Consider the following 26,531-nt stretch of genomic DNA (forward strand, 5'->3'; position numbering starts at 1 on the left):
GGCAGTCCCAGCCACCGACGTAAATTACCCTGCATGTCGATGGCGTTCGGCAGAGGTCTCGGTTCTTTCGCGCTCATTGCCCTGCGCGGGGCAGTACCACAGACCGGGCGAATTCGGTTGGCCGCTGATACAAGTACCCAGCGCTCCAAGCCTGTTGGGAACGGGTCGGGTCAGGCCCGTATCAGCTGCGGCGCCCGGGCCGGTTCAGACGAGCCAGGAGCAGAGCGACGTCGTCGCCCAGGCCGTGAGCCTTCTGCGTACTGGCGAGGAGGTCGTCGACGACGGTCTCCAGGTCCGCCGTGGGAGCGCCTCGCAGACCCCGGAGAAACCTCTCGATGCCCTGGTCGATGTCCTTGTTCACGGCCTCGAGCAGACCGTCGGTGGTCAGCGCGAGCACGCTGCCCGGAGCGATGCGCATGCGGGTGGTCGGGTACCGCTGCTCCCGGTCGATCCCCAGAGGGAGACCGCCGGGGACCTCCAGGAGGCGCGGCGGCTTGCGGGGCGTGATCAGCGCCGGGGGCGGATGACCCGCCCGGCACACCCGGAGCGTTCCGTCGGAGGGGTTGAGCGCGATGTAGCAGCATGTGGCGAACAGGGCCCTGTCCGGGTCGGAGTTCAGCTCGGCCAGCAGGCGGTTGGTGCGTTCCAGGACGGCCGCGGGCGGGTGTCCTTCGTTCGCGTAGGCATGCACGGCGGTACGCAGCCGCCCCATGAGAGACGCGGCGTGAACGCTGTGTCCCTGCACATCTCCTATGACCAGAGCCACCCCGCCGTCGGGCAGGCTGATGGCGTCGTACCAGTCGCCACCGATCCACATGCCGGAGGTGGCGGCCTGGTAGCGGGCGGCGATGGTCACACCCGGCACCGTGAGCGGCCCGCGCGGCAGCATGCCACGCTGGAGCTCGGTGGCGAGTGCGTGTTCCGACTCGTACATGCCGGCTCGCTCCAGTGACTGGGCGAGCAGTCCGACGGCGGCGACCAGGAGGGCCCGCTCCTCGGGCAGGAACTCCTGCGGCTCAGGGAAACTGACGAGGCAGGAACTGACGCGGCCGCGCGAGTCCTCGAGCGGCAGTGCCGCCCACGCCTGCGGGGCCGAGCGCGCGAGTGGCGGCAGATGCGGATAACCGGTGATCAGTGCGTCCGCGGAGCCGACGAGAACGGGCGCCTTACGGTCGAGTGACTCCTCCACGAGTGTGCGGGCCGTCGCGTCGAGGACTCGCAGGGAGTCCTCACCCTGCTCGTCGTCGGCGCACGAGGCGACGACGCTCAACCGCTTTCCATCCGGGGCGATCACCGCCAGTGCGTCCGCTCCGAACGTATGCAATCCCGCCTGCGCGGCGGCCATGATGTCCTTGACCGTCACCGCGGCGGCCAGAGCCGCGGTCAGCTCCCGCATCCAGCGGTCACGGGTGGCGCGCTCGTACAACCGCCGTCGCTCCGCCTCGTGGCGTTCATGGACGGCCGTGGTGTCCATGACCACTCCGACCATGCGGGCCGGCAGCCCGTCGGCGCCGGGCAGTACGCGGCCCCGGGCCTCCAGGGACCGGTTCCGGCCGTCCTCGGAGGTGACGCGGTACTCGATCTGGTAGTTGCCGCAGGACTCCGCTATCACTCCCAGGGCATCGCGCACATCGGCCAGATCGGACTCGTGCACTGCGGCCAGGAAACTCGAGATGTCCGACGGGCCGTTCTCGGGCATGCCGTGCAGCGCGAGAGTGAGCGGATCGCAGCTCACCTCGCCCGTGGCGATCTCCCAGCAGAAGAAGCCCGCCTGCACGATGCTCGCGCTGGCCTGGAAGGCGCCGGGATTGGACTCGTCTTCCCGGACTACGGCAGTACGCACCGACCCGACGTCTTTCACTAGATCTCCCTGCCGCGGCGTGAACGACTTCCCTTCGAGGGATCAACCGTGCTCAACCGGATGGGCCACGCACTGCATTGCGTGGCCGATGGAAACCAGCCAGTGGGGCGACCTGAGAGCCTACTGGTTTGCGACACCATTCCCTCCCAGAGGTGAAGGGGCTCTCACGGCGGAGTGTGCTTCCGCACTTCCAGGGAAGATCGCCTGACCGACCCGACCTTGGCCGGATCGTGCGCATGGTAGTGACTTTCCGGATCTTGCGCCAGACACCGCACCCGGCAGACCCCGTCGGCCGGGCGCGCTGAGGCGTTCCTTCGGCCGGGCCGTGCCTTGACGGTCAAGCAGCCGGCCGGGAGGGAGCACACGCACTGATCAGCCGGTCGCGCAGTGGTGCGAGCCGGGAGCGGTCCATGGCCAGCGCCTCCTGGAAGTCCCTGAGGTCGTCCAGGGCCTCCCGGATGCGCTGCTGCTCGGGGCCGCAGGCCAGGAAGCGGTCCAGCTCTTCCTCCGCCTCGGTCCATCGGGCCAGAGCGCAGTGGATCACCAGGAGGTTTCCCCGGGCGTGTGCCGCTGCGGCGCCTCCCGCTGAGCTGTCGGCCGTGAACATCTCCACGGCCGTACGCCAGTGCCCGTGTTCCTCCGGGCGGCCGAGGAGCCTGAGGGTGATGGCGATTTCGACGTGGTACCAGGCGTCGTCGGGATCGTCTTCGAGGGCGCGGACGAAGTCCGTCAGGGCGTCCTCGTGGTGCCCCAGGAGGCGGTGGGCGAGACCGCGTTCGGCGAGGACCCAGTCGAGGGTGTCGTCGAGTTCGAGGGCGCGGGTGAGGTCGGTGAGGGCGTCCTGGCGGTGTCCCATGAGGCGGTGGGTGATGCCGCGTTGGGCCACGGCCCAGGCGTAGGTGTCGTCGAGTTCGAGGGCGCGGGTGAGGTCCGCGAGGGCGTCCTCGTGGTGCCCCAGGAGGCGGTGGGCGAGACCGCGTTCGGCGAGGACCCAGTCGAGGGTGTCGTCGAGTTCGAGGGCGCGGGTGAGGTCGGTGAGGGCGTCCTGGTGGTGTCCCATGAGGCGGTGGGTGATGCCGCGTTGGGCCACGGCCCAGGCGTAGGTGTCGTCGAGTTCGAGGGCGCGGGTGAGGTCCGCGAGGGCGTCCTCGTAGTCGCCCGTGGCCTGGTGGGTCCGTCCGCGTTCGGCGAGGGCCCACTCGTAGGTGTCGTTGAGTTCGATGGCGCGGTTCAGGTCGGCCAGGGCGTCCTCGTGGCGTTCCAGGAGACGGTGACCGACGCCGCGTTCGGCGAGGGCCCAGTGCAGCGTGTCGTCGAGTTCGATGGCGCGGGTGAGGTCGGTGAGGGCTTCCTCGTGATGTCCCATGAGGCGGTGGGTGATGCCGCGGTTGCCGATGGCCCAGGCGAAGGTGTCGTCGAGCTCGACGGCGCGGGTGAAGTCGGCGAGGGACTCCTCGTAGTGCTCCATGGACTGGTGGGTCTTGCCGCGTTCGGCGAGGGCCCAGTCCAGGCCGGCGTCGAGCGCGAGAGCGTGATCCAGATCGGCGAGAGCCTCCTCGTACCGGTCCAGGAGGCGGTACGTGACACCGCGGGCGCCGATGGCCCAGTCAAGGCTGTTGTCCAGTGCGAAGGCGCGGGTGAGGTCGGTGAGGGCTTCCTCGTGATGTCCCATGAGCTGGTGGGCGATGCCGCGGTTGCCGATGGCCCAGGCGTAGGAGTCGTCCAGTTCGACGGCGCGGTCAAGGTCGGCCAGCGCCTCGTCGAGGCGCCGCATGACGCGGTGCGTGACGCCGCGGTTCGCGAAGGCCCAGTCGAGGGTGTCGTCGAGTTCGATGGCGCGGGTGAGGTCGGTGAGGGCTTCCTCCTGGTGCCCCATGAGGCGGTGGGTGACACCCCTGTTGGCGACCGCCCACGCATAGGTGCCGTCGAGTTCGATGGCGCGGGTGAAGTCTGTCAGCGCGTCCGCGAGGTTGCCCGCGCGCCGGTGGGTGATGGCGCGCTCGGCGAAGGCCCAGGTGTACGTGCTGTTGAGTTCGACGGCGCGGTTCAGGTCGGCGAGGGCGTCGTCGTAATGCTCCATGGCCTGGTGGGTCTTGCCACGTTCGGCGAGGGCCCAGGTGTAGTTGTGGTCGAGTTCGACGGCACGGTTCAGGTCCGCCAGCGCCTCCTCGTACCGCTCCAGGAGGCGGTGAACGGCGCCGCGTTCGGCGATGGCCCAGTCGAGGGTGCCGTCGAGTTCGAGGGCACGGGTGAGGTCGCGGAGGGCTTCCTCGTGGTGCCCCATCAGCCGGTGCGTGACACCTCGGTTGCCGAAGGTCCACGCGAAGGTGTCGTCGAGTTCGACGGCGCGGGTGAAGTCGGCCAGCGCGTCCTTGTTCCGCTCCATCAGGCGGTGGGTGATGCCGCGGGCGCCGAAGGCCCAGACGAGGGTGTCGTCGAGTTCGATGGCTCGGGTCAGGTCGGCGAGCGCCTCCGCGTAGCGCCGCAGTCCCAGGTGGGCCTGGCCGCGGGTGCCGACGTACTCGGCGTCCTCGGGTGCCAGTTCCATGGCGCGGGCGAGGTGGGGCAGCGCCTCCTCGTGCCGTCCCATCAGGCGGTACGTCTCGCCGCGGCCGTAGTGGGCCCGGGCGAGGTCGGCATCGAGGGCCAGGGCGGCGGCGTAGTCGTCGAGGGCCTGGGCGTACCGTTCGGCGTTGCGGTGTTCGCGGCCGCGGACGGTGAGGGCCAGGGCACGGTCGGCGACGGTGAGTTCGGGGGCGGTGGACAGTCGGGTCAGGGCGGCGACCAGAGCGGTGTCGTCGTCGAGGTCGGTCGGTGGGGTGAGGCGCCGGGCCCAGTCGAGGAGGGCTTCCGTACCGCTGTCGTGGCCTGCCTGTGACAGGGTCTGAGCCATGCGGCGCAGGGCCGCGGGCCCCTGGTCGCAGGCGTGGATCGCGTCGGCGAGGGCCGCGCGCAGCTGGTGGGGATCGGCGCAGAGCCGATGGTAGGTCTCGTTGAGCCGGTGCTCGCGCCAGGTGCTGTCGTCCCACAGCTCGTACGCATCGGTCGGCAGCGTCGCTTCGAGCGCCTCGCGGCGTCGGCGGTGGATGTCGGCCAGGCCGGTGTGCTGCTGCTGCCAGCGTGACGGGGACTGGGTGCGCTGCAGACGGAGCATGGAGGAGCGGACGACGTCGTGATAGCGGCAGAAGCCCGCCTGTGTGCTGACGAACGGCAGCCCGCGCAGCCACGCGTACTCGTCGGCCGCCGCGTCGGGCACGGTCGCGCGGTAGACGTCCTCGTCCAGCTGAAGCGGCAGGGCGCAGGCCAGAGCGGCGGCGTGGCGGTGCGGATCGGTGATCCACTGCAGGAAGCGGTCGACCGCCGTACCGGACAGGTCACCGACGTCACGCGGGTCCTGGGGGCTGGTCTGGGCGAGCAGGTCCACCATGAGCGGCAGCCGTCCGGACAACTGCAGGACGACCTCGATGACGTCCTCGTTCGTGACGCCCCGGGCGGCGAGCAGCCGCCGGGCCTCGTCCTCGGTGAAGACCTCCAGCGGAACCTGGGCCACCAGATCGAGGCTGTCCGCCCAGTACCGGGCGCTCAGCCGGCCGCGCCCGGACAGCACGACGACGACGTTGGTCGGCAGGTCCGGGTATTTGTCGGGGCTGACCAGCAGGTCGCTCAGCCACTCGTCGAGCACCGGGCCGGTCTGTTCGTAGACGTCGAGGAACAGCACCACCCAGGGCCACCGCTCGGCCGCCTCCGCCAGGCCCTCCAGGAACACCGGGGTCAGGACCCGTACGGGGGACATGACGAGCTGTACGTCGTCGTGATTGCGGAAGCGGGCGCTGAGCACCGCCCGCAACCGGTCGGCGCCCTGGGCCACCTGCTGCGGGTCCATCGCTCCGGCGACCGCGCCCAGCCCCGGCACCATGCCCAGACCCGCGAGACCGGCCTGCGCCATGACGGTGCTCGACGCGGACGCCGCCGGCTGCTGTCCCGCGCCGCCCGCGTCGGCCGGCATCGCGGTGCCCAGCGGGGTCTCGGCCTCGTGCCGCCGCTGGCGATAGGTCGTCAGCATCCGGTCGAAGCCCTTCAGAGCCATGCCCTGATGGCCCAGCTGGGCGCTGATCGCCTCCATGGCCTCGACAGCGCTGTGCACGCCGTCGTCGAGGTACACGGTCGCCGCCCCGAACTCCCGCGCCACGGCGACCCACTGCTGCACCAGCGACGTCTTGCCCACGCCTCCGTCGCCGTGGATGTGGAACAGGTACTGGAACGTGCTGGTGGCGCTGTCCGGGTCCTGCGCGAAGTTCTCCCGGAAGCCGGTCAGTTCGTTCTGCCGGCCGATGAACCCGGTCCGGCGGCGCAGTCTGTTCAGCTGTTTCCGCGAAGGCCTCTTCTCGGGCACCCCACCACCCCCGCACTCCAGGATGGCAGCGCGTCAACTCACTTGAAAAGCGATGGCACTTCGAGGACTTCGTACGGCACTTCGTCGCGTGGGCGGAGGAGAACGCGGGCTCGCACCGCTGCACGGTGCTCGTGCGCGACGGCGCGGTCATCGGCATGGCCTGGCCGGCGGTGGTGCGGCGGGTGCCCACCCCACGCGTCCTGCACCGGGCGTCGGGTGACGTGAGGTGCGTGTACGTGGAGCCGGAGGCGCGCGACGGCGGGCTCGGCGGGCAGCTGCTCGACGCGGTCCTCGCCCGGGCACGCGAACTCGGGCTCGAGCGCGTCACCGTGCACTCCTCGTCCCGCGCGTTCCCCGCCTACGCCCGCCGGGGCTTCGAAGCGTCCCCGCGGCTGCTCCACGCGCGCGTGGCCGGAACCAACTCCTCGTCCTGACGCGCATCCGTCCGGGCGATCGAGGCGTCTACGTCGGTATGGACCTGGAGAAACCGCCCGCGCGGCAGCCCGCGCCGCAGACGCCCGAGGGGTGTCTCGTCGTCGCGATCCGGATACCCGTGCGGATCGTCGTGCTCGTGCTGGTCGTCCCGGTGCGGGTGGCGTGGGACGCGCTGGTCGTCGCCGGACGGTTCCTGCGGGACACGGTGTTCCGGCCGGCCTGGCGCGCACTGCTGTGGCTCGGGAAGGCCGTGTTCGTCCTGCCGTTCGTCGCGCTGTGGCGGTATGTCGTCGTGCCCTTCGGCAAGGCGCTCGGGTGGCTCGGGTACGTGCTCGTCGTCGTGCCGCTCGTGTGGTTCCACCGGAACGTGCTCACTCCCCTGGGGCACGCCCTTGTGTGGGTGTACGCGCGCGTGCTGACGCCGCTCGGGCACGCCTTCATGTGGCTCCTCAAGGGACTCGGGGCCGTGCTCGCCGCCGTCGGGACCGGCGTGCACACCGCCGTGGCCTGGCTGGTGCGCCACCTCGTCACCGTGCCCGTCGTATGGCTGTACGAATGGGTCCTCGCGCCCGTCGGGCGGGCGATCGCCCGGTGTGTCAGCGGGCTCGGCCGGCTGGTTGCCGTGCTCGTCAGCGGGATCGGTGTCGCCCTGTACTGGATCGCCTGGGTCCTTGTCGTTCTGCCCGCGCTCGCCCTGTGGCGCTGGGTCCTTGCGCCCGTCGGGCGGGGCCTCGCCGTCATCGGTCGCGAGGTGTGGGACGCGCTCGGGCATGCCTGGCGGGTCGCCGGGCACATCTCGCTGGCCGTCGGGCGGTTCCTCGGGAAACTCTTCCGGTGGATCTTCGTGGAGCCTGTGCGGTGGGTGTACAAGTCGGTCCTCACCCCCGTCGGGCACGCAGTCCGGGACACCGTCCTGCGGCCCGCGGCCCAGATGGCGCGCAGCGTGGGGCGGGCGACCCGGCAGGCACTGGAGGCCGCCCGCGAGTCCGTGCGGCAGGCCCGCGCCGACTTCCGGCGGATGCTCTTCGGGGAGCAGCGGCAGGCGCAGGCGGTGGCCCGGCGGGAACCCACGGGCCGCGAGACACGTACTCTTGGTAGCAGCACGACCGCTCTCACGAAGGACTGAACGACACTGGGCAAGCGACAGCCCGAAGGCCCGCCGCCCGCACCCGCGGTGCAGCGCATCCGACTGCGCTACACCAAGCGCGGCCGCCTCCGGTTCACCAGCCACCGTGACTTTCAGCGCGCCTTCGAGCGTGCGCTGCGCCGCGCCGATGTACCGATGGCGTACTCGGCGGGGTTCACGCCGCATCCGAAGGTGTCGTACGCCAATGCCGCACCCACCGGCACGGGCAGTGAGGCGGAGTACCTGGAGATCGCGCTCACCGAGGCGCGCGATCCGCAGAAGCTCCGGCTTCTTCTCGACGAGTCGCTCCCCGCCGGGCTCGATGTCGTCGAGGCGGTCGAGGCCCGGATCTCCGGGCTCGCCGACCGTCTCACGGCTTCGGTCTGGGAGCTGCGGCTCGACGGAGTGGACCCGGCCGACGCCGACCGCGCGGTCGGCGCCTTCAATGCCGCCGAGTCCGTCGAGGTCCAGCGCCTGACCAAGAACGGCGTACGGACATTCGACGCCCGCCCGGCGGTCGTACAACTTGAAACACATGCTCAACCGGCTGATAGGCCGACCGACCAGCCCTGTGCGATACTGCGGCTGGTTGTTCGGCACGTGACGCCTGCCGTACGACCCGACGACGTCCTGTCCGGTCTCCGCGCCGTGGCCGACCTGGCGCCGCCGGTCCCCGCAGCGGTGACCAGGCTGGCGCAGGGGCTGTTCGATGAAGAGACCGGCACGGTGACCGACCCGCTCGCGCCCGACCGCGAGGCAGCGGAGGCCCTCTCGACGGCCGCTCTCGCTGCCGCCGCGACGGCGCCGGTGCCGGAAGGTTCCGCGTAGGGACGGACGTCGTAGCGCCGCCCTCGTACTCGGGAGCCACCTGGGTCGGGCAGCGCACCGACCAGAAGACTTTCGCCAGGCCGTACGCATTCGGCGTACGGAACCGGCGAGACAGGACACAGAGAGCTCCCGTGCGGCGCCCGCGCCCCGGACGGCGGCACCGCGCACAGCGCGAGCCGCGGACGTCAACGGCGATCGAACCGATCGACGCCGGACCAGGTGCGGCGCCCGGGAGCCTGACGGGAGAACCGCCCGCATGCTCGAGCCGATCGAACCCACCGAGGGTTCCGAACTGACCACACCCAGCGACACCCTGCCGCCGCGCAAGCGGCGCCGTGCCGCGTCCCGCCCTGCCGGTCCGCCGGCGGCCACCATGGCCGAGGGCGAGGAGGAGAAGAAGACCGACGAGAGTGTCGAGGGCTTCGAGAGCCTCGAGACTCCGGTCGTGACGGCCGAGGTCGAGGAGACCGAAGAGGCCGAGGAGATCCAGGAGCCCGAGGTGGCCGCCGCTGAGGCGCCTGCCGAGGAAGCCGCGCCCGCCGCTCGTACGCGTCGTCGTGCGACCCGCCGTGCGTCCGCGCCTGCCGGTGCTCCGGTGACGGCCGAGGCCGCCGAGACCGTCGTTCCCGCGGCTGCCGCCACGGAGGAGAGCGCGCCCGCCGCCGAGGCGCCTGCCGAGGAGGCCGCGCCCGCCGCTCGTACGCGTCGTCGTGCGACCCGCCGTACGTCCGCGCCCTCCGGTGCTCCGGTGACGGCCGAGGCCGCCGAGAGCGCCGAGACCGTCGTACCCACTGCCGAGGTGGCCGAGGTCACCGAAGTGGCTGAGATCGCCGAAGCCGCCGAGGCGTCCGCCGGTCGTACGCGCCGCCGTGCCACCCGCCGGGCGTCCGCGCCCGCCGGTGCGCCCAAGGGCGCCGAGATCGAGCAGGCCGCCGAGGCTCAGGTGAGCGCGGAGCCGGAGCCCGAGCCGGCCCTCACCGCGGCCGGTGAGGCCGAGGCCCCCGACTCCGACGACGATGCCGCTCCGCGTCGCACCCGTCGCCGCGCCACGCGTCGCGTGTCCGCTCCGGCCGCGGGTGCCGCCGAGGAGACGGAGACGGCTGTGCCCGCCGCTGCGCAGGAGGAGACCGCCGAGACGAAGGTCCCCGCTGCCGTGGGCGCGGGCGCCGGGGAAGCGGAGGCCGCCGAGGCCGAGGGTGCCGCCCCGCGTCGTCGCCGCCGTGTCGCCCGCAAGGCCGCCGCCGGGTTCTCCGAGCCGCCCGCGCAGCCCGTCGCGCCGGAGGCCGAGGAGGACCAGGCCCCGCGCCGGCCCGCGCGGCCCGCGGTCGCCGTGTTCCAGGCGCCCGTGTTCACCGAGCCGATGTTCCAGACGCCGGAGCGGGCCGCCGCCGCAGCCGCCGCCGAGGCGGCGCAGGAGGCGCCGGAGCCCGCCGAGGCCGAGGAGCTCCCGGAGGAGCAGTCCGGGTCGCGGCGTCGCCGCCGGCGCCGGGGTGCCGGGTACGGCGACGAGGCCGAGGCCGCCCAGGTGACCGAGGCCGCCGCCGAGGACGAGAACGAAGAGGCCGAGGAGTCGGCCGAGGACGCCGGCGAGGGTGACGAGAGCGAGGACACCGGCTCGCGCAGGCGCCGTCGGCGCGGTGGCCGCCGCCGTCGTCGCGGCGAGTCCGCCGAGACCGACGCCGAGACGGGCGAGTCCCTGGACGCCGAGTCCGAGGAGCTCGCCGCCGAGCAGGCCGAGCAGGACGCCGAGGACACCGCCGAGCAGGTCGAGGAGGACGAAGAGGAGGGCGGCGCCGACGAGGCCGGGGGCTCGTCCTCCAGCAGCCGTCGCCGCCGTCGGCGCCGTCGCCGTGCCGGTGACACCTCCGTCGACACCGAGCCGGGCGACGGCGACCCGGAGCGCACCGTCGTCAAGGTCCGCGAGCCGCGCAAGGCCGCCGAGCCGTCCGACGAAGTGCAGTCCATCAAGGGCTCCACGCGTCTCGAGGCCAAGAAGCAGCGCCGCAGGGAAGGCCGTGAGCAGGGCCGCCGGCGCGTTCCGATCATCACCGAGGCCGAGTTCCTGGCCCGCCGTGAGGCCGTCGAGCGAGTGATGGTCGTCCGGCAGAACGGCGACCGTACGCAGATCGGCGTCCTCGAGGACGGCGTGCTCGTCGAGCACTACGTCAACAAGGAGCAGTCGACCTCCTACGTCGGCAACGTGTACCTGGGCAAGGTGCAGAACGTGCTGCCGTCGATGGAGGCCGCCTTCATCGACATCGGCAAGGGGCGCAACGCCGTTCTCTACGCCGGTGAGGTCAACTTCGAGGCGCTGGGCATGGCCAACGGGCCGCGGCGCATCGAGTCCGCCCTGAAGTCCGGGCAGTCCGTGCTCGTCCAGGTCACCAAGGACCCGATCGGGCACAAGGGCGCGCGTCTGACCAGCCAGGTCTCCCTCCCCGGCCGCTACCTCGTGTACGTCCCCGAGGGCTCGATGACCGGTATCAGCCGCAAGCTGCCCGACACCGAGCGGGCGCGGCTGAAGACCATCCTCAAGAAGATCGTCCCCGAGGACGCGGGCGTCATCGTGCGCACCGCCGCCGAGGGCGCGAGCGAGGACGAGCTGCGCCGGGACGTCGAGCGGCTGCAGGCGCAGTGGGAGGACATCCGCAAGAAGTCCAAGAACGGCGGCAGCTCGAACGCACCGTCGCTGCTGTACGGCGAGCCGGACATGACCGTCCGGGTCGTTCGCGACATCTTCAACGAGGACTTCTCCAAGGTCGTCGTCAGCGGCGAGGACGCCTGGGAGACCGTCCACGGGTATGTCTCGCACGTCGCGCCGGACCTGGCCGAGCGGCTGTCCAAGTGGACCTCCGAGGTCGACGTCTTCGCCACGTACCGGATCGACGAGCAGCTCGCCAAGGCGCTGGACCGCAAGGTCTGGCTGCCCAGCGGCGGCTCGCTGGTGATCGACCGGACCGAGGCGATGGTCGTCATCGACGTCAACACCGGCAAGTTCACCGGTCAGGGCGGCAACCTCGAGGAGACCGTCACCAGGAACAACCTGGAGGCGGCCGAGGAGATCGTGCGCCAGCTGCGGCTGCGCGACCTCGGCGGCATCATCGTCATCGACTTCATCGACATGGTGCTGGAGTCCAACAGGGATCTCGTCCTGCGGCGCCTCCTCGAGTGCCTGGGCCGGGACCGTACGAAGCACCAGGTGGCCGAGGTCACCTCGCTGGGGCTCGTGCAGATGACCCGCAAGCGGGTCGGGCAGGGCCTGCTGGAGTCCTTCTCCGAGACCTGCGTGCACTGCAACGGCCGCGGTGTCATCGTCCACATGGACCAGCCGGCGGCTCCCGGTGGCGGCAAGCGCAAGAAGCGCGGGCGCGGCGACGGGCATGTCCACGAGGCCGTGGCCGCGGAGATCGTCGAGCCCGTCGAGTCCGGTGTGACCGCGGAGGAGGAGGCCGAGACCGAGGCCGAGATCGTCGCCGAGGTCGCCGAGCCGGTCGCTCTGGCGGCCCCCGACTTCGCGCCGGACGAGGAGCTGTACAGCAGCGTCGCGGAGGCCGAGGCCGCCGCCACCCGCGGTCGGACCCGGCGCCGGGCGAGCCGTCGTGCGTCGGCTCCGGCGGGTGCGCCGAAGAGCGGGCCCGGGAGGCAGGCGGCCCCCGCCGAGGTGCCGACCGCTCAGGAGGTCACCGCCGAGGCGGAGGCCGAGCAGCCGGTGCAGCCGGAGGAGGCCGTCGTCGCGCAGGCCCAGCCGGCCGCCGTCGAGGACCCGGTCGTCGAGGCCCCGGCCGCCGAGGAGGCCGCGCCCAAGGGCCGTACGCGTCGTCGTGCGACCCGGAAGGTGTCCGCTCCGGCAGGTTCCCCCGCGGGGTCGGAGGCCGCCGTGGTGACGGTGTCCGAGTCCGCGGCGCAGGCGCCCGAGGCTCCGGTGGAGCAGCCCGCGGCCCAGCCGGAGCCCGTGGCGGAGGCGCCGGCCGAGAGTGCCGCCCCGGCCCGTCCGCGGCGCCGCGCCGTGCGCAAGGCCACCGCGCCCACCGCGTCCGAGGAGACGGCCGTCGTGGTCGTCCCGTCGGCGGAGGTGCCGGAGGCCCCCGCGGAGTCCGGTGCCGAGGCCGCGGAGTCCGCCGAGTCCGCCAGTGCCGAGGCCGCGGCTCCGGCCAAGAAGACGGCCGCCCGCAAGACGGCCAAGAAGGCCACCGCGAAGAAGGCCGCGACCAAGAAGACCGCGGCCAAGAAGACGGCGGCGAAGAAGGCCACGGCCAAGAAGGCGGCGAAGACCACCAAGGCGGCCGCGAAGTCGACGTCGAAGAAGACCGCGGCGGCGCAGCAGACGCTGCCGTCCGTCTCGGCCACGGCGGAGGACTGACCTGTCCCAGCCGTGGCGCGGCGCGCGTCACGAAGCGCGGGACACCGTACAGGTGTCCCGCGCTTTTGCTCATTCCCGGATGTTCACCCTCATTTCCGCAGCGTGTCGCCTTGGCTTTGTCGATCAGTCACTCTGTGTGCCACCTGTGATCGACCACACGCCGAGCGGAGTGTTCGCTGCGGTAACTCTGAGGAAAATCCACAGCCATGTGCTGGTAACGTTGCTTCGGTCCTGGCTTCTGATGGCAGCTTCCGATGGCGTCGGCAAGCCATGGATCCAGCCGATGAGCACGACCGGTCGTCAAGCCCGGAGAATACGGCTGACTTCCCGCAAGAGATCTTCTGGGGGGCGAGGTCTCTCGCGAAAAGCCGTTCGCCGCCGACAGGCACTGGCGAACTTCAGGGTGGCGGACGTGCTGCGCTCGACACACCGTCCCTTCCCGACCCTTGCTGTACGAGGTGCGCCCAAGAGGTCGCCGAAGAGAGGGGGATGTCGATGACAGACGCCCATGAATTCATACCGGCCGCCAAACCTGTGATCGGCGAGGAGGAGATCGAGGCAGCGGTACGGGTACTGCGCAGCGGCATGGTCGTACAAGGCCCCGAGGTGGCCGCCTTCGAGGCGGAGTTCTCGGAGCTGGTGGACGGCCGTCACTGTGTCGCGGTCAACTCCGGCACCTCCGCGCTGCACATGACCCTCCTCGCCCTCGGCGTCGGCCCCGGTGACGAGGTCATCGTGCCGTCGTTCTCCTTCGCGGCCTCCGCCAACGCCGTGCGGCTCGTCGGTGCCGACGTGGTCTTCGCCGACATCGAGCCCGACACCTTCTGTCTGGACCCGGCGGCCGTCGAGGCGGCCCTCACGCCGCGCACCGCGGCGATCATGCCGGTCCACCTGTACGGCCACCCGGCCGCCATGGACAAGATCATGGCGATCGCCGGCCGGCACGGGCTGGCCGTGGTGGAGGACGCCTGCCAGGCGCACGCGGCCGCGCTGCACGGCACGCCGGTCGGCGCCTTCGGCTCTGCGGGCACGTTCAGCTTCTACCCGACCAAGAACATGCACAGCCTCGAGGGCGGCATGGTCACCACCGGGGACGCGGAGCTCGCCCGCACCCTGCGCCTGCTGCGCAACCAGGGCATGGAGAAGCGCTACGCCAACGAGATCGTCGGCGCCAACGTCCGTATGACGGACGTGTCCGCCGCGATCGGCCGGGTCCAGCAGGCCAAGCTCGCCGGCTGGACCGAGCGGCGCATCGCCAACGCCGCGTACCTGACGGAGCACATCAGCGCGCCGAACGTGGTCACGCCCCGGGTCGCCGAGGGTGCACGCCACGTCTACCATCAGTACACCGTCCGGGTTCCGGGTGACCGGGACGCCGCGATGGCGCGCCTCAGTGAGGCGGGCATCGGCAACGCGGTCTACTACCCGACGCCGATCCACCGGTTGAAGCCGTACTGGGAGCCCGACCAGAAGGCCGGCCGCACGTGGGAGCTGCCGGAGACGGAGCGCGCGGCCGCGGAGGTCGTGTCGCTGCCCGTTCACCCGGCGCTTTCCGCGCAGGATCTGGAGCGCATCGTGACCGCTGTGAACGCGCTGGGGGAGCACCTGTGACCACGGGGACATCGCTGCGGGCCGGACTCGTCGGCCTCGGTTCCATGGGACGCCACCACGCGCGCGTCCTGGCCGGCCTGGAGGGCGTCGACTTCGTCGGCGTCGTCGACCCGATGGGGGACAAGCACGGTGCCGCGCAGGGCTCGCCCGTCCTGAACACCGTCGAAGAGCTCGTCGCGCTCGGCATCGACTACGCCGTCGTCGCCTGCCCCACCGCGCTGCACGAGCAGGTGGGCCTGCAGCTCGCCGAGGCCGGAGTCTGCGCGCTGGTCGAGAAGCCGGTCGCCGACACGGTGGAGGGCGCCCGCCGCCTGGTGGAGGCCTTCGAGTCGCGCGGACTGGTGGCCGGTGTCGGCCACATCGAGCGGTGCAACCCGGCACTGCGCTCGCTGCGCGCCCGGCTGGAGGCCGGTGAGCTCGGTGACGTCTACCAGGTCGTCACCCGCCGCCAGGGTCCCTTCCCGCACCGCATCGCCGACGTCGGCGTCGTCAAGGACCTCGCCACCCACGACATCGACCTCACCGGCTGGGTGACGGGACGCAAGTACGTGTCCATCGCCGCCCACACCGTCTCCAAGAGCGGTCGCCAGCACGAGGACATGGTCTCCGCGGTGGGCCGCCTCGACGACGGGACCATGGTCAACCACCTGGTCAACTGGCTCAGCCCGCTCAAGGAGCGCTTCACCTCGGTCACCGGCGAGCGCGGCTGCTTCATCGCCGACACCCTCACCGCGGACCTGACGTTCCACTCCAACGCCGCGGTGGCGACCGAGTGGGAGGCCCTGCAGGCCTTCCGCGGTGTCTCCGAGGGCGACATGATCCGCTACGCCATCCCGAAGCGCGAGCCGCTCCTCGTCGAACACGAGCTGTTCCGGGACGCGGTGCTCGGCAAGCCCGCCGACATCTGCACCCTGCGCCAGGGAATGCGAACGGTGGAGGTGGCGGCGGCGGTGCTGGAGTCGGCGGCCGCAGGGACGTCCCTGCGCTTCGACGACATCGGCAGTGGAACCGCCTGACACCTGCCCGGCGTGTCCCTCACCGCTCGTCCCCGGTTCCGCGCAGATCGTGGAACCGGGGACGCCGAACTCCTGTCTTCCACCAAGAGGAACTTGTAGATGGAATCCCCTGGCCGCCGGCCGCGCCTCGCCGTGATTGTCGCCAACGGCATCACCGGCGACTCCCGCGTACAGAAGACCGCTGTCGCCGCGGCGCGGGACGGGTGGGACGTGACCCTGATCGGCAGGAGCGACGGCAAGCGCGTCCAGCGCTCGAAGATGGGTCCGATCCAGGTGATCCGTGTCCCGGTCGGCACGGAGTTCCTGCGCGAGGTGAACGCCCGCAAGGCCCACCCGCTGCGGGCCGCGGCCACCCAGTTCCGCATCCAGGACCCGGCGGCCCTGAAGCGTTACACCGCGAGCTACCGGGCGTGGGTCCGTCAGAAGTCCGCCGAGAGCAGCTGGGCGGGCACCCCGCGCCGGGCCTCCATCAAGGCGGCGCTGCGCGCCCGCCGGTCCGTGCACCGCCTGCGGGTCAGGGCGTTCAAGTGGGAGCAGCGCCGGCGGCCCACGGACCCGGCCCCGGTGCGGGACTGGCGTCGTGACTGGCCCCAGGTGGTCGATCTCGACCTCGCCTTCGGGCCGGTGATCGAGGAACTCGAGCCGGACGTCATCCACGCCAACGACGTGACGATGATCGCCACGGCCGCGCAGAGCGCCGCCCGGCTGCGCGCCAGGGGTCACAAGTGCGCATGGCTGTACGACGCGCACGAGTACATCAAGGGTGTGGAGTGGCCCAACGCCCGCCAGGCGTACGCGCTGCCCGCCGTGGAGGCCGAGTTCATCGGCCGCGCCGACGCGGTCGTCACCGTCTCCCCGCAGATGGCGGAGCTGCTCGCAGGCGACCACAAGCTGAAGGAACTGCCCCTGGTGGTGGGCAACTCGCCGGTCCGCGAGGTGATCGGCGGCGGCAGGTCGACCTCGTCGGTGCGTGAGGCCTGCGGCCTCGGCCCCGAGGTGCCGCTGATGGTGTATTCGGGCTGGATCGGCCGGGAGCGCGGTGTCGACGCCGTCATCGACGGTCTGCCCGACCTGCCCGGCTTCCACCTCGCCCTGGTGCACGGCCGGATGACGCCGCTGCTGGAGGAACTGCTCGCGCAGGCCGAGACCCTCGGTGTGCGGGACCGTGTCCACCTGGTGCCGTACGTGCCGCAGCACGAGGTCGCCGACTACCTCTCCTCCGCCGACCTCGGCCTCACGCCCTTCAAGCGCGTCCCCAACTGCGAGGTGTCGCTGCCGACGAAGGTCTCCGAGTACCTGCAGGCGGGGCTGCCGCTGGTCACCAGCGACGTGAAGGTCATCAAGGCGTACGTCGAGGAGCACGGCCTCGGCGAGGTGTGGACCTGGGACGACCCCAAGACGTTCGCGAAGGCCGCCGCACGGGCCATGGAGAACCGCGACAAGCATGCCGCGGCCATTACCGAGGACGTCCTGACGGACCTGTCCTGGGAGGCCCAGAGCGGCAAGCTGCTGAAGCTGTACCGCGAGCTGTCGCAGAAGACCCCGCCCGGCCCGCGGCCCGAGGTGTCCTGGACCGTCCAGGAGACCCCCGACGCCGTCCGGACCGTGGAGATCACGGACGGCGACGGCCAGCCGACGTGGAAGAAGCTCGGCGAGACCCGCATCCGGCTGGGCCTCGGTCCCGCCAACTACGCGGGCCAGGGCGCCGCGTACGCCCAGGCGATCACGCGCCTCAACCCGGACGTGTCCGTCGAGGTCGTGATGAACAAGCGCCCGGAGTCCTTCGACTACCCGGCCGACGTGTACGTCGACGCGACCCGGCTGCGTGAACTCGCCGTCCAGTTCCAGCAGGTGGAACGGATCGTCGGCCGCTACACGCACCTGCTGGTCGACGCGTTCATGCCGGTCTTCGGCTACCTCAACGGCTCGTCCATCGCCGGTGACCTCGACGCGCTGAAGCAGGCCCGGATCAAGGTCGCGCTGCTCGCTCACGGCAGCGACATCCGTCACCCCGAGAACCACATGGCGCGCCACCCCTTCTCGCTCTTCCACGACGCCCCCGAGGGCGTCGTGGACAAGCTCCAGGACAAGGCCGAGCTGAACAAGCGGATCGCCATGGAGGCCGGTCTGCCGCTGTACGTCACCACGCCGGACCTCCTGGAGGACCTGCCGTCCGCGAAGTGGGCGCCGCTGGTGGTGGACGTGGCCGCCTGGGCCACGGACCGTCCGGTGATGGAACGGAAGCGCCCGCTGGTGCTCCACGCACCGTCCAAGCGGTGGACCAAGGGCACCGACCGGATCATGCCGGTACTCACCGAGCTCCACGACCAGGGGCTCATCGAGTTCAGGCTTGCGGAAGGCATCCCGTGGGCCGAGATGCGCGAGCTGGTGCAGAGCTGCGATCTCGTGCTCGACCAGTTCACCACCGGGAGCTACGGCACCTTCGCCGTCGAGGCGATGGCGGCGGGCAAGCCCGTCGTCGCCTACATCAGCGACGGTGTGAAGGCGGCGACGGACGGCGCGCTGCCGATTCTCGGCGCCACCCCCGACACCCTGCGCGAGGTTGTGCAGTCTCTCGTCGACGACCGCGAGGGCACGGCCCGCATCGGCCGGCAGTCCGTCGAGTTCGCCCGCACCTACCACGACGGGTCCTGGACCGCGCAGGTCCTGAGCGATTTCCTGAAGTGACCGGTTCAGAAAGGCTGTTCATGGAAGCGCAGAGTGCCGACGCACCCCGCCCCGTCAAGGGCCGCGTCGTCATGCTGGTCGACAACAAGGTCGACGGCGACTCGCGAGTGCAGAAGGCCGCCGAGTCCGCCGCGGCCGCCGGGTGGGACGTGGTGCTGCTCGGCCTCGTCCGCTCCGGCAACGGCCGCACCTGGAAGCTCGGTGACGCCGAGGTCCGGCTGCTGCCGCTGAAGACGCCCCTGGCGAAGCGGCACGCCGAGCGGCACCGCTCGCTGCTGCGCCGTCCGTTCGCCTACCCGCCGGGGCCGATGGCCGCCTACCGCCGCCAGTGGGTCAAGGCCTGGCGGGCGGACGTGGCCACCCGCCGGGCGGCGCTGAAGGTGGCGCCCCAGGCTGTCGGCTCGCCCGTGTTCCGGAAGGCCGAGAAGGCCCGCCTCGCGGTGGCCGGCCCGGTCTCCAGGTTCATGCAGAAGTGGGTCGGGTTCCGCGCACGCCAGAGCAGCCAGGCGCAGAAGGCGGGCCGCGCCCTGCGCGGGCCGGTCGACCGTGCCTTCACCGCCGGCTGGACGGCCCTCAAGGGCAATCGCGCCTGGCGCCGCCTCGAACCGGTGCTGTGGGACTACGAACTGACCTACGGCAAGGAGATCGACGCCCTCGAGCCCGATCTCATCCACGCCAACGACTTCCGGATGCTCGGTGTCGGCGCCCGCGCGGCCGTCCGCGCACGTGCCAAGGGCCGCACCGTCAAGCTGGTGTGGGACGCCCACGAGTTCTTGCCCGGGGTGCGCCCCTGGGAGGACAACGCCCACTGGATTCCCGGCAACACCGCGCACGAGAGCGAGTACGCCCCGTTCGCCGACGCCGTGGTCACCGTCTCCGAGGGCCTGGCCGACCTGCTGCGCGAGCGCCACGGCCTCAAGGAGCAGCCGACCGTCGTGCTCAACGCCCCCGACCGTCCCGTCGAGCGGGACCAGGCGATCGAGGACGGCGAACCGGAGCCGGACCTGCGCGAGCTGTGCGGCATCGGACCGGACGTACCCCTCGTCGTCTACAGCGGCTCGCCCGGCCCGCAGCGCGGCCTCGGCGACATGGTGGAGGCCCTGCCGAAGCTGGACGGCGTCCACATGGCGTTCGTCGTCCCCGCGCCCGCGGCCGCCTACATCCAGGGCCTGCTCGGCCGCGCCCAGGAACTCGGCGTCGGCGACCGGCTGCACGCCGTCCCGTACGTCAAGCACTGGCAGGTGGTCCGCTTCCTGTCCGCGGCGAACGTGGGCTGCATCCCGATCCACCACTGGCCCAACCACGAGATCGCCCTCATCACCAAGTTCTTCGAGTACTCGCACGCCCGGCTGCCGCTGGTGGTGAGCGATGTGAAGACCATGTCCGAGGTGACCCGCGCCACGGGCCAGGGCGAGGTCTGCCGGGCCGAGGACGTCGACGACCTCGTACGCGCGATCAAGGCCGTGCTGGCCGAGCCCGACAAGTACACGGCGGCCTACGACAAGCCCGGTCTGCTCGACACCTGGACCTGGGAGGCACAGGCCGAGGTCCTGGACGGGCTCTACACCCGTCTCGTCTCCAGATCACCGAAGGTGGGCTCATGAGCACGGCTCCGGACGTCACCGTCGTCGTCGCTGTCTACAACACCATGCCCTACCTGACGGAGTGCCTGAACTCCCTGATCGGGCAGAGCATCGGCCGCAAGCGGCTGGAGATCGTCGCGGTCGACGACGGCTCCACCGACGACAGCGGCGCCGAGCTCGACCGCTTCGCCGAGCGCTACCCGGACACCGTCAAGGTGATCCACCAGGCGAACTCCGGCGGCCCGGCCGCCCCCAGCAACCGCGCGCTGGAGGTGGCCACGGGCCGCTACGTCTACTTCATCGGCTCCGACGACTACCTCGGCGAGGAAGCGCTGGAGCGCATGGTGAAGTGCGCCGACAAGAACGGCTCGGACGTCGTCGTCGGCAAGATGGTCGGCACCAACGGCCGGTACGTGCACCAGGCGCTGTACAAGGAGAGCGACCCGGACGTCAGCCTCTACGACTCCGCGCTGCCCTTCACCCTCGCCAACACCAAGCTGTTCCGCCGTGAGCTGGTCGAACAGCACAAGCTGCGCTTCCCCGAGCATCTGCCCGTGGGCAGCGACCAGCCGTTCACCATAGAGGCGTGCGTCCGCGCGAAGAAGATCTCCGTGGTGGCCGACTACACCTGCTACTACGCGGTGAAGCGGGGCGACGCCAGCAACATCACCTACCGCGCCGACCATCTGGCGCGCCTGCGGTGCACGGCCGAGATCATGGACTTCACCGCCGACCTCATCGAAGCGGGCCCGAAGCGCGACGCGGTCCTGCGCCGGCACTTCACCTGGGAGCTGGCCAAGCTCGTCCAGGACGACTTCCCGGCCCTGGACGGCGCACTGCGGCGCGAGATCTGCACGGGCATCGCGAAGCTCGCGGACACCTACTTCACCGACGGCATCCGCGACGCCATGGACGTCAAGCGCCGGGTGCGGATCTGTCTGGCCCGGGCCGGCGCGGTCGACGAGCTGTGCGAGGCCATCACCTCGGAGAAGGAGAATGGCGCGCCCCCGTTCGTCGTCGAGGGCGACCGCGCCTACGCCCGCTACCCGGGCTTCCGCGACCCTCGCATCGGCCTGGCCGACCGCTGCTACGAGCTGGTGGGGGAAGCCGTCCCGGGCCGGCTGGCCGGCGGCACCGAACTGCTCGCCTCCGGCTGGGAGCAGGAGGACGACCGGATGGCCTACACCGCCTCGGTGAAGGTGGGCGTCCTCGGTGACGTGGACGGCGCCGTCCTGCGGCTGATGCGGGGCGCCATGCCCAAGTCGGCGGACAAGCCCAAGGCCCGGAGGCTGAAGGCCGACCACCAACTGCCGGCGCCGGTGGGCACGTTCACGTCGGAGCCCGCGCAGGACGGCACCGGCACGGTGCTGCACGCCCGCGTCCCGCTGGAGCAGCGCACCGTCAAACTGGGCGTCCGGCTGTACGTCGACGTCGCGGGATCGACGTACGAGATCCCCGTGCGCGGCCAGGGGCTGCCCATGCCGCTGGCCCGGCTGTGGGGTCCGGAAGGCGATCCGTACCGCGCGTCGGCCGTGGTCAACCCCAAGGGGCGTGTCGTGATCGACACCGCCCAGCTGTATCCCCCGAAGCGGGCTCTGGTCCGGCGGGCACTGGGGGGGCTCGTCCGGAAACTGAAGTCCAAGGCCGTCGCCCTGAGGTCGAGCGGTGCCAAGAAGTCGAAGTCGATCGGCTCCAAGAAGCCGAACGGTTCCAAAAGGAAGTAGCGACCCTCCATGAACATCTGTGTAGTAGCGCTCGGCAAGATCGGTCTCCCGCTGGCCGTGCAGTTCGCCTCCAAGGGCCACCGGGTCATCGGCGCGGACGTCAACGAGAAGGTCGTCGAGCTGGTCAACGCCGGTGTCGAGCCGTTCCCCGGTGAAAACGACCTGGACGTCAAGCTGAAGCAGGCCGTCGACGCCGGGCTGCTGAGCGCGACGACGGACACCACGGACGCGGTCGCGCAGTCCGAGGCCGTCGTCGTGGTCGTCCCGCTGTTCGTCGACGCCGAGGGCGTGCCGGACTTCGGCTGGATGGACGCCGCGACCAAGGCGATCGCCCAGGGCCTCAAGCCGGGCACGCTCGTCTCGTACGAGACCACGCTGCCGGTCGGCACCACCCGCACCCGCTGGGCGCCGATGCTGGCCGAGGGCTCGGGCCTGACCGCCGGTGAGGACTTCCACCTGGTCTTCTCGCCGGAACGGGTGCTGACCGGCCGGGTCTTCGCCGACCTGCGCCGCTACCCGAAGCTGGTCGGCGGCGTCGACGAGGCGTCGACGGCCCGCGGTGTGGAGTTCTACGGGCAGGTCCTGGACTTCGACGCCCGCGACGACCTGCCCCAGCCGAACGGTGTGTGGGACCTGGGCACGGCCGAGGCCTCTGAGCTGGCCAAGCTCGCCGAGACGACGTACCGCGATGTCAACATCGGCCTCGCGAACCAGTTCGCCCGGTTCGCCGACCAGAACGGCATCGACGTCAAGAAGGTCATCGAGGCCTGCAACTCGCAGCCGTACAGCCACATCCACCAGCCGGGCATCGCCGTCGGTGGCCACTGCATCCCGATCTACCCGCGGATGTACCTGTGGAACGACCCGGCGGCGACCGTCGTGCGCTCCGCCCGCGAGGCGAACGCCGCGATGCCGGAGTACGCGGTGGACCTGCTGGCGGCCGCGTACGGCGACCTGACCGGCGTGAACGTCCTCGTCCTGGGCGCGGCCTACCGCGGCGGCGTCAAGGAGACGGCCTTCTCGGGCGTCTTTCCGACGGTCGAGGCGCTCAAGGCGCGGGGCGCCGTCCCGTTCGTCTCGGACCCGATGTACACGGCCGACGAGCTCGCGGCGCACGGCCTCACCCCGCACCGGGGCGAGAAGGTCACCGCGGCGGTCCTGCAGGCGGACCACGCCGAGTACCGCTTCCTCACGCCGGCCGACCTGCCGGACGTCAAGGTGCTGGTCGACGGGCGCCGGACCACCGATCCGGAGGCCTGGAAGGGCGTTCGCCGGGTAGTCATCGGCGGCTGACAGCCGACCGTCGTACGATGCGGCCCCGGCCATCCGGCCGGGGCCGTCCTCCTACCGCTCAGGAACCGTACGTGCCCGTCGTCCGCCCCGCTCCCTCCGCACCGCCGGCGGTGCGGATCGCCGTGCGCGTGCGCCGCAGCAGGGCCGCCCTTCCGCTGCTGGTCTGCGTCCTGTACGCGGTGCTCCAGTTCGCGGCAGGGCCCCATTGGACGCTCTTTCCCGACTCCTACCGGTACGCCCGCACGGCCGAGCGGTACCTCGGCGCCTCACCCGCGGAGGCGCACCGCACGGCGCTTGCCGCGTTCTGCGCGGCCCGCGCCGACCGCTCGGCCCACGACCTGCGGCTCCAGCCGACGACCCGGCGGAGCGAGCACGCCCTCAAGGCCGCCGCCGAACGCGCCTGCCTCGACCGCTGGGCCGATGCCGAGGACGTGACCACGGCGGACCCGCGCTACCAGTCCATCTTCGCCGGCCGGCCCGGCTACCCCTTGCTCGCGGCGCCGTTCATCAAGGCCTTCGGTGTGTCGAAGGGCATGCGGCTGCTGGGGCTGCTCACGGCCGAGGCCGGCGCGCTGCTCGTTTTCGGTCTGCTCCGTGCGGCAGGTCTGACCCGGCCTGCGGCTCTCCTCGGCCAGGTCGCGTTCCTCGCCACACCACTCGGTTGGTGGAGTGCCCAGGCACTGAGCGAGGGACTGTTCACGGTGTGCGTGCTCGGCGTGCTGTGGGGCGGACTTCTGCTGCTCAGGCGCCGCTCCCTGCCGAAAGCCGCCGCCTTCACCGCCGTCGCCTACGTGGCGGGCGCGGTCACCCGCTACTCGTCGGTGCTGGTGCTGGGGGCCTTCCTCGCCGCTGTCACGGCAGGCGCCCTGTGCTTCTCCGCCCCGCTGCGGCACCGGGGAACGGTCGTTCTCGCGGGACTGTCCGCGGTGGCGGCAGGCGGTGTCGCCGTGGCGATGAAGGTCCTCGGGCTGCCGTCCTCGCAGGTCACCCTGCAGGACACCTTCACCCACCACTTCGACACCCCCGAGGTCGCCGACCCCTGGGGTAGGCTGCTCCGCCTCGCCGCGGGATTCTGGCGGGACTGGGCCGCCCAGCAGGCCGAGCTGCCCTATTTCCTCGTGCTCACGGCTCTCGCCGTGTGGGCGCTGGTCAGGTACGGCGAGGGCCTCGGCCTGCTGGCCCTGGCGACCGCGCTCACCGGGGTGTGCCTGGTCACGGCCCATCCACTCGTCCAGGAGTCGGAGCGTCTTGGCATCCTGATGTGGACGCCCCTCGTCCTGGGTCTGCCACTCGTCGTCGATCGGCACTGGACCGCGCGTCCGGTGCGGGAACTGGAGCTACGCTGTGCCGGTGTCTCGGATTCCCGCTGAGCGGTTGGTCACTCCCGTGCGTTGGCTGAGCTCCGGCCTGGCCAGGGCAGGAGCACCGACTCTGGCGGCCCGCCTGCTGAACGTCCTGGCCAAGGAGGCCGGGGAGCCCAGACTGAAGGCCGATCTGCTGTCCGAGGCCGCGGAACTGGAGCTGTCCCACGGCCTCACGCCGCGCCGCCTCAAGGCGGCCTACGCGGCCGAGCTCTCCTGCGCCGACGCGCTGTACAAGGAGGGACAGCGGGCGGCCGCGGCCGGGGCGGCGGCCAAGGCGCTGCTGCTCGCCTTCCACCGCATACCGCACGTCGACGGACTGGCCTCGCCGCTGGCCGAGGACCCGAAGGGCTTCACCGCCCCGATCCACCGCAGCCGTGTCATGCGCGTGATAGCCAAGCCGCGCGGCCGCAAGGAGCCCGCCGCGCCGCCCCCGGACGACCGTCCCCTCAGGCTTCTCGTCGTCAACCGGGGCAACGCAAACTTCCTGCAGCTCATCACCGAGCGGTACGAGCAGCACGCCGACGTCGAGGTCCGCACCCTCGACCTGGCCACCGACCCTGAACTGGCCCCCCTGGCCAAGGGCCTGCAGCGGATGATGGGGCGCTTCGCCGGAGGCCAGGGAGCCTACGGACGTGCGATCGAGGAAGCGTTGCGGCCCCACTTCGACTGGGCCGACACGGTCTTCGTCGACTGGTGCTCGGCCGGTGCGGCGTTCCTGACCCTGGTCGACCCGGGCACCACGCGAGTGATCGTGCGGCTGCACAGCTACGAGGCCTTCAGCTACTGGCCTCACATCACGGACTTCTCCCGGGTCGACGACCTGATATTCGTCGGTGACCACGTGCGCGATCTCGTCACGGCCGCCGTGCCGCGGCTGTCGGCCGACGGCGCCCCACGGCTGCACGTGATCCACAACGCCATGAACCTGTCCGTGTACCGGCGCCCCAAGCGGCCCGAGGCGCGGTTCACGCTCGGCCTGGTGGGCGTCGGCCAGGTCGCCAAGGACCCCCGCTGGGCGATCGAGGTCCTGCGGCATCTGCGCGAGCAGGACGACCGTTACCGGCTGCTGCTCGTCGGCAGTGGGCTCAATCCCGAGGCCGGACCGGCCGTACGGGCCTACCACGACAGCCTGGAGCGGGACCTCGCCCGGCTGGAACCCTCGGGCGCGGTCCGCCGCGTCGGCCAGACCGGCGACGTGCCCGCCGTGCTCGAGGAGGTCGGGGTCATCCTCAGCTCCTCGGTGCGGGAGAGCTTCCACTGCGGATTCGTGGAGGGCGCCGCCAGCGGTGCCGTCCCCGTCACCCGTGACTGGCCGTTCTTCGCGGGCGGGGAGCACAGCGCCCGCACCCTCTTCCCGGCGGAGTGGGTGGCCGGCACGCCTCAGGAGGCGGCGCGGCGGATACTCGCCTGCACCGCGACCGAGGAGGCCTGGGTCAAGGCGGGCCAGGCGGCCGCCGAACACGCACTCTCCGCCTGGGACTGGACCGTCGTACGCGACGATTTCGACCGGCTGCTGCTCGGCAGTCACAGGAAGGTTCAACAGTGAGCTACACCATCAAGCCCACCGCCCAGGTCGACGAGAGCGCCGAGCTGGGTGACGGGACGACCGTGTGGGAACTCGCCCAGGTCCGCGAGAAGGCCCGCCTCGGTGAGGGCTGCGTCATCGGCCGCGGCGCCTACGTCGGTACGGGCGTGCGCATCGGCGACAACGTCAAGCTGCAGAACTACGCCCTGGTGTACGAGCCTGCCGAGCTCGGTGACGGCGTCTTCGTCGGCCCTGCCGTCGTCCTCACCAACGACCACTACCCGCGTTCCGTCGACCCCGAGGGCAAGCTCAAGCGCGGCGGCGACTGGGAGGCCGTGGGCGTCAAGGTGGCCGAGGGTGCCTCGCTGGGTGCCCGTTCGGTCTGTGTCGCACCGGTCCACATCGGCCGTTGGGCGCTGGTGGCCGCGGGCGCCGTCGTGACCAAGGACGTCCCCGACTTCGCCCTGGTGGCCGGTGTCCCGGCCCGCCGGATCGGCTGGGTCGGCCGGGCCGGCGTACGGCTGGCCGAGCGCGAGGGCGAGGCGGGCGTGTGGGAGTGCCCGCAGACCGGCACCCGGTACGAGGAGCGGGAGGCCGACGGGGTCACCGAGCTGGTGGAGCTGCCGGGCGACTGATCCTGCGAGCCGCGGCCGGTTTGCGGGACGAACCGGTGCGGGGCTTCACGCCGCCTTCTGTCGGTGCCGTCCGGGCCTTGTCCCGGGCG

General features: G+C 71.5%; 14 protein-coding genes and 1 pseudogene. 13 read left to right on the forward strand and 2 right to left on the reverse strand.

The window, feature by feature from the left end; all coding sequences use genetic code 11:
- Positions 1-181: 181 nt before the first annotated feature.
- Together ABZO29_RS28790 and ABZO29_RS28795 are read right to left on the reverse strand one after the other, a co-directional pair.
- Positions 182-1,861 carry a SpoIIE family protein phosphatase gene (locus ABZO29_RS28790; protein ID WP_367323077.1) on the reverse strand — a complete coding sequence of 560 codons (1,680 nt, stop codon included), beginning with the start codon at positions 1,859-1,861 and terminating at the stop codon, positions 182-184.
- A gap of 337 nt (positions 1,862-2,198) precedes the next feature.
- Entirely contained in the window at positions 2,199-6,254 is a 4,056-nt protein-coding gene (locus tag ABZO29_RS28795; protein WP_367323078.1) for a tetratricopeptide repeat protein, read from the reverse strand.
- 62 nt (positions 6,255-6,316) lie between these two features.
- Between ABZO29_RS28795 and ABZO29_RS28800 the strand changes: the two are divergent.
- The 13 genes and pseudogenes from ABZO29_RS28800 to ABZO29_RS28860 form a co-directional block, all read left to right on the forward strand.
- Positions 6,317-6,688, forward strand: a pseudogene (locus ABZO29_RS28800) (GNAT family N-acetyltransferase); the annotation flags it as partial.
- A gap of 38 nt (positions 6,689-6,726) precedes the next feature.
- Positions 6,727-7,815 carry a hypothetical protein gene (locus ABZO29_RS28805; RefSeq protein WP_367323079.1) on the forward strand — a complete coding sequence of 363 codons (1,089 nt, stop codon included), beginning with the start codon at positions 6,727-6,729 and terminating at the stop codon, positions 7,813-7,815.
- Between the two features lie 48 nt (positions 7,816-7,863).
- On the forward strand, positions 7,864-8,643 hold the full coding sequence (locus tag ABZO29_RS28810; RefSeq protein ID WP_367323080.1) for a TIGR03936 family radical SAM-associated protein: 780 nt from the start codon (positions 7,864-7,866) through the stop codon (positions 8,641-8,643).
- Positions 8,644-8,899: 256 nt separating this feature from the next.
- A complete protein-coding gene (locus tag ABZO29_RS28815; RefSeq protein WP_367323081.1) occupies positions 8,900-13,003 on the forward strand; it encodes an Rne/Rng family ribonuclease in 4,104 nt (1,367 codons plus the stop codon).
- Between the two features lie 495 nt (positions 13,004-13,498).
- Positions 13,499-14,614, forward strand: a complete 1,116-nt coding sequence (locus ABZO29_RS28820) for a DegT/DnrJ/EryC1/StrS family aminotransferase (protein WP_367323082.1) — start codon at positions 13,499-13,501, stop codon at positions 14,612-14,614.
- Complete coding sequence (locus ABZO29_RS28825; protein ID WP_367323083.1) at positions 14,611-15,630, forward strand: Gfo/Idh/MocA family protein; 1,020 nt, start codon at positions 14,611-14,613, stop codon at positions 15,628-15,630. The genes ABZO29_RS28820 and ABZO29_RS28825 overlap by 4 nt, the downstream gene beginning before the upstream one ends.
- Before the next feature lie 99 nt (positions 15,631-15,729).
- Complete coding sequence (locus ABZO29_RS28830) at positions 15,730-18,318, forward strand: glycosyltransferase family 4 protein (protein ID WP_367323084.1); 2,589 nt, start codon at positions 15,730-15,732, stop codon at positions 18,316-18,318.
- A gap of 20 nt (positions 18,319-18,338) precedes the next feature.
- Positions 18,339-19,922 carry a glycosyltransferase family 4 protein gene (locus ABZO29_RS28835; protein ID WP_367323085.1) on the forward strand — a complete coding sequence of 528 codons (1,584 nt, stop codon included), beginning with the start codon at positions 18,339-18,341 and terminating at the stop codon, positions 19,920-19,922.
- The gene (locus ABZO29_RS28840; protein ID WP_367323086.1) at positions 19,919-21,625 is read left to right on the forward strand and encodes a glycosyltransferase family 2 protein; all 1,707 of its coding nucleotides are present in this window, start codon (positions 19,919-19,921) and stop codon (positions 21,623-21,625) included. The genes ABZO29_RS28835 and ABZO29_RS28840 overlap by 4 nt, the downstream gene beginning before the upstream one ends.
- A gap of 9 nt (positions 21,626-21,634) precedes the next feature.
- Positions 21,635-22,918, forward strand: a complete 1,284-nt coding sequence (locus ABZO29_RS28845) for a nucleotide sugar dehydrogenase (protein ID WP_367323087.1) — start codon at positions 21,635-21,637, stop codon at positions 22,916-22,918.
- A 71-nt stretch (positions 22,919-22,989) separates the two neighbouring features.
- A complete protein-coding gene (locus ABZO29_RS28850; RefSeq protein WP_367323088.1) occupies positions 22,990-24,288 on the forward strand; it encodes a hypothetical protein in 1,299 nt (432 codons plus the stop codon).
- Positions 24,269-25,828: a hypothetical protein gene (locus ABZO29_RS28855; protein ID WP_367323089.1), complete on the forward strand. Its 1,560-nt coding sequence runs from the start codon at positions 24,269-24,271 to the stop codon at positions 25,826-25,828. Before ABZO29_RS28850 ends, ABZO29_RS28855 begins: the two co-directional genes overlap by 20 nt.
- Positions 25,825-26,442: an acyltransferase gene (locus tag ABZO29_RS28860; protein ID WP_367323090.1), complete on the forward strand. Its 618-nt coding sequence runs from the start codon at positions 25,825-25,827 to the stop codon at positions 26,440-26,442. The genes ABZO29_RS28855 and ABZO29_RS28860 overlap by 4 nt, the downstream gene beginning before the upstream one ends.
- The last annotated feature ends 89 nt before the right edge of the window (positions 26,443-26,531 follow it).

This window comes from Streptomyces sp. HUAS ZL42, assembly GCF_040782645.1.
GTDB lineage: Bacteria > Actinomycetota > Actinomycetes > Streptomycetales > Streptomycetaceae > Streptomyces.

Coding starts and splice junctions, on each gene's coding strand:
- ABZO29_RS28805 (WP_367323079.1), top strand. CDS start 6,727: ATGGACCTGGAGAAACCGCCCGCGCGGCAGCCCGCGCCGCAGACGCCC.
- ABZO29_RS28815 (WP_367323081.1), top strand. CDS start 8,900: ATGCTCGAGCCGATCGAACCCACCGAGGGTTCCGAACTGACCACACCC.
- ABZO29_RS28820 (WP_367323082.1), top strand. CDS start 13,499: ATGACAGACGCCCATGAATTCATACCGGCCGCCAAACCTGTGATCGGC.
- ABZO29_RS28830 (WP_367323084.1), top strand. CDS start 15,730: ATGGAATCCCCTGGCCGCCGGCCGCGCCTCGCCGTGATTGTCGCCAAC.
- ABZO29_RS28835 (WP_367323085.1), top strand. CDS start 18,339: ATGGAAGCGCAGAGTGCCGACGCACCCCGCCCCGTCAAGGGCCGCGTC.
- ABZO29_RS28840 (WP_367323086.1), top strand. CDS start 19,919: ATGAGCACGGCTCCGGACGTCACCGTCGTCGTCGCTGTCTACAACACC.
- ABZO29_RS28845 (WP_367323087.1), top strand. CDS start 21,635: ATGAACATCTGTGTAGTAGCGCTCGGCAAGATCGGTCTCCCGCTGGCC.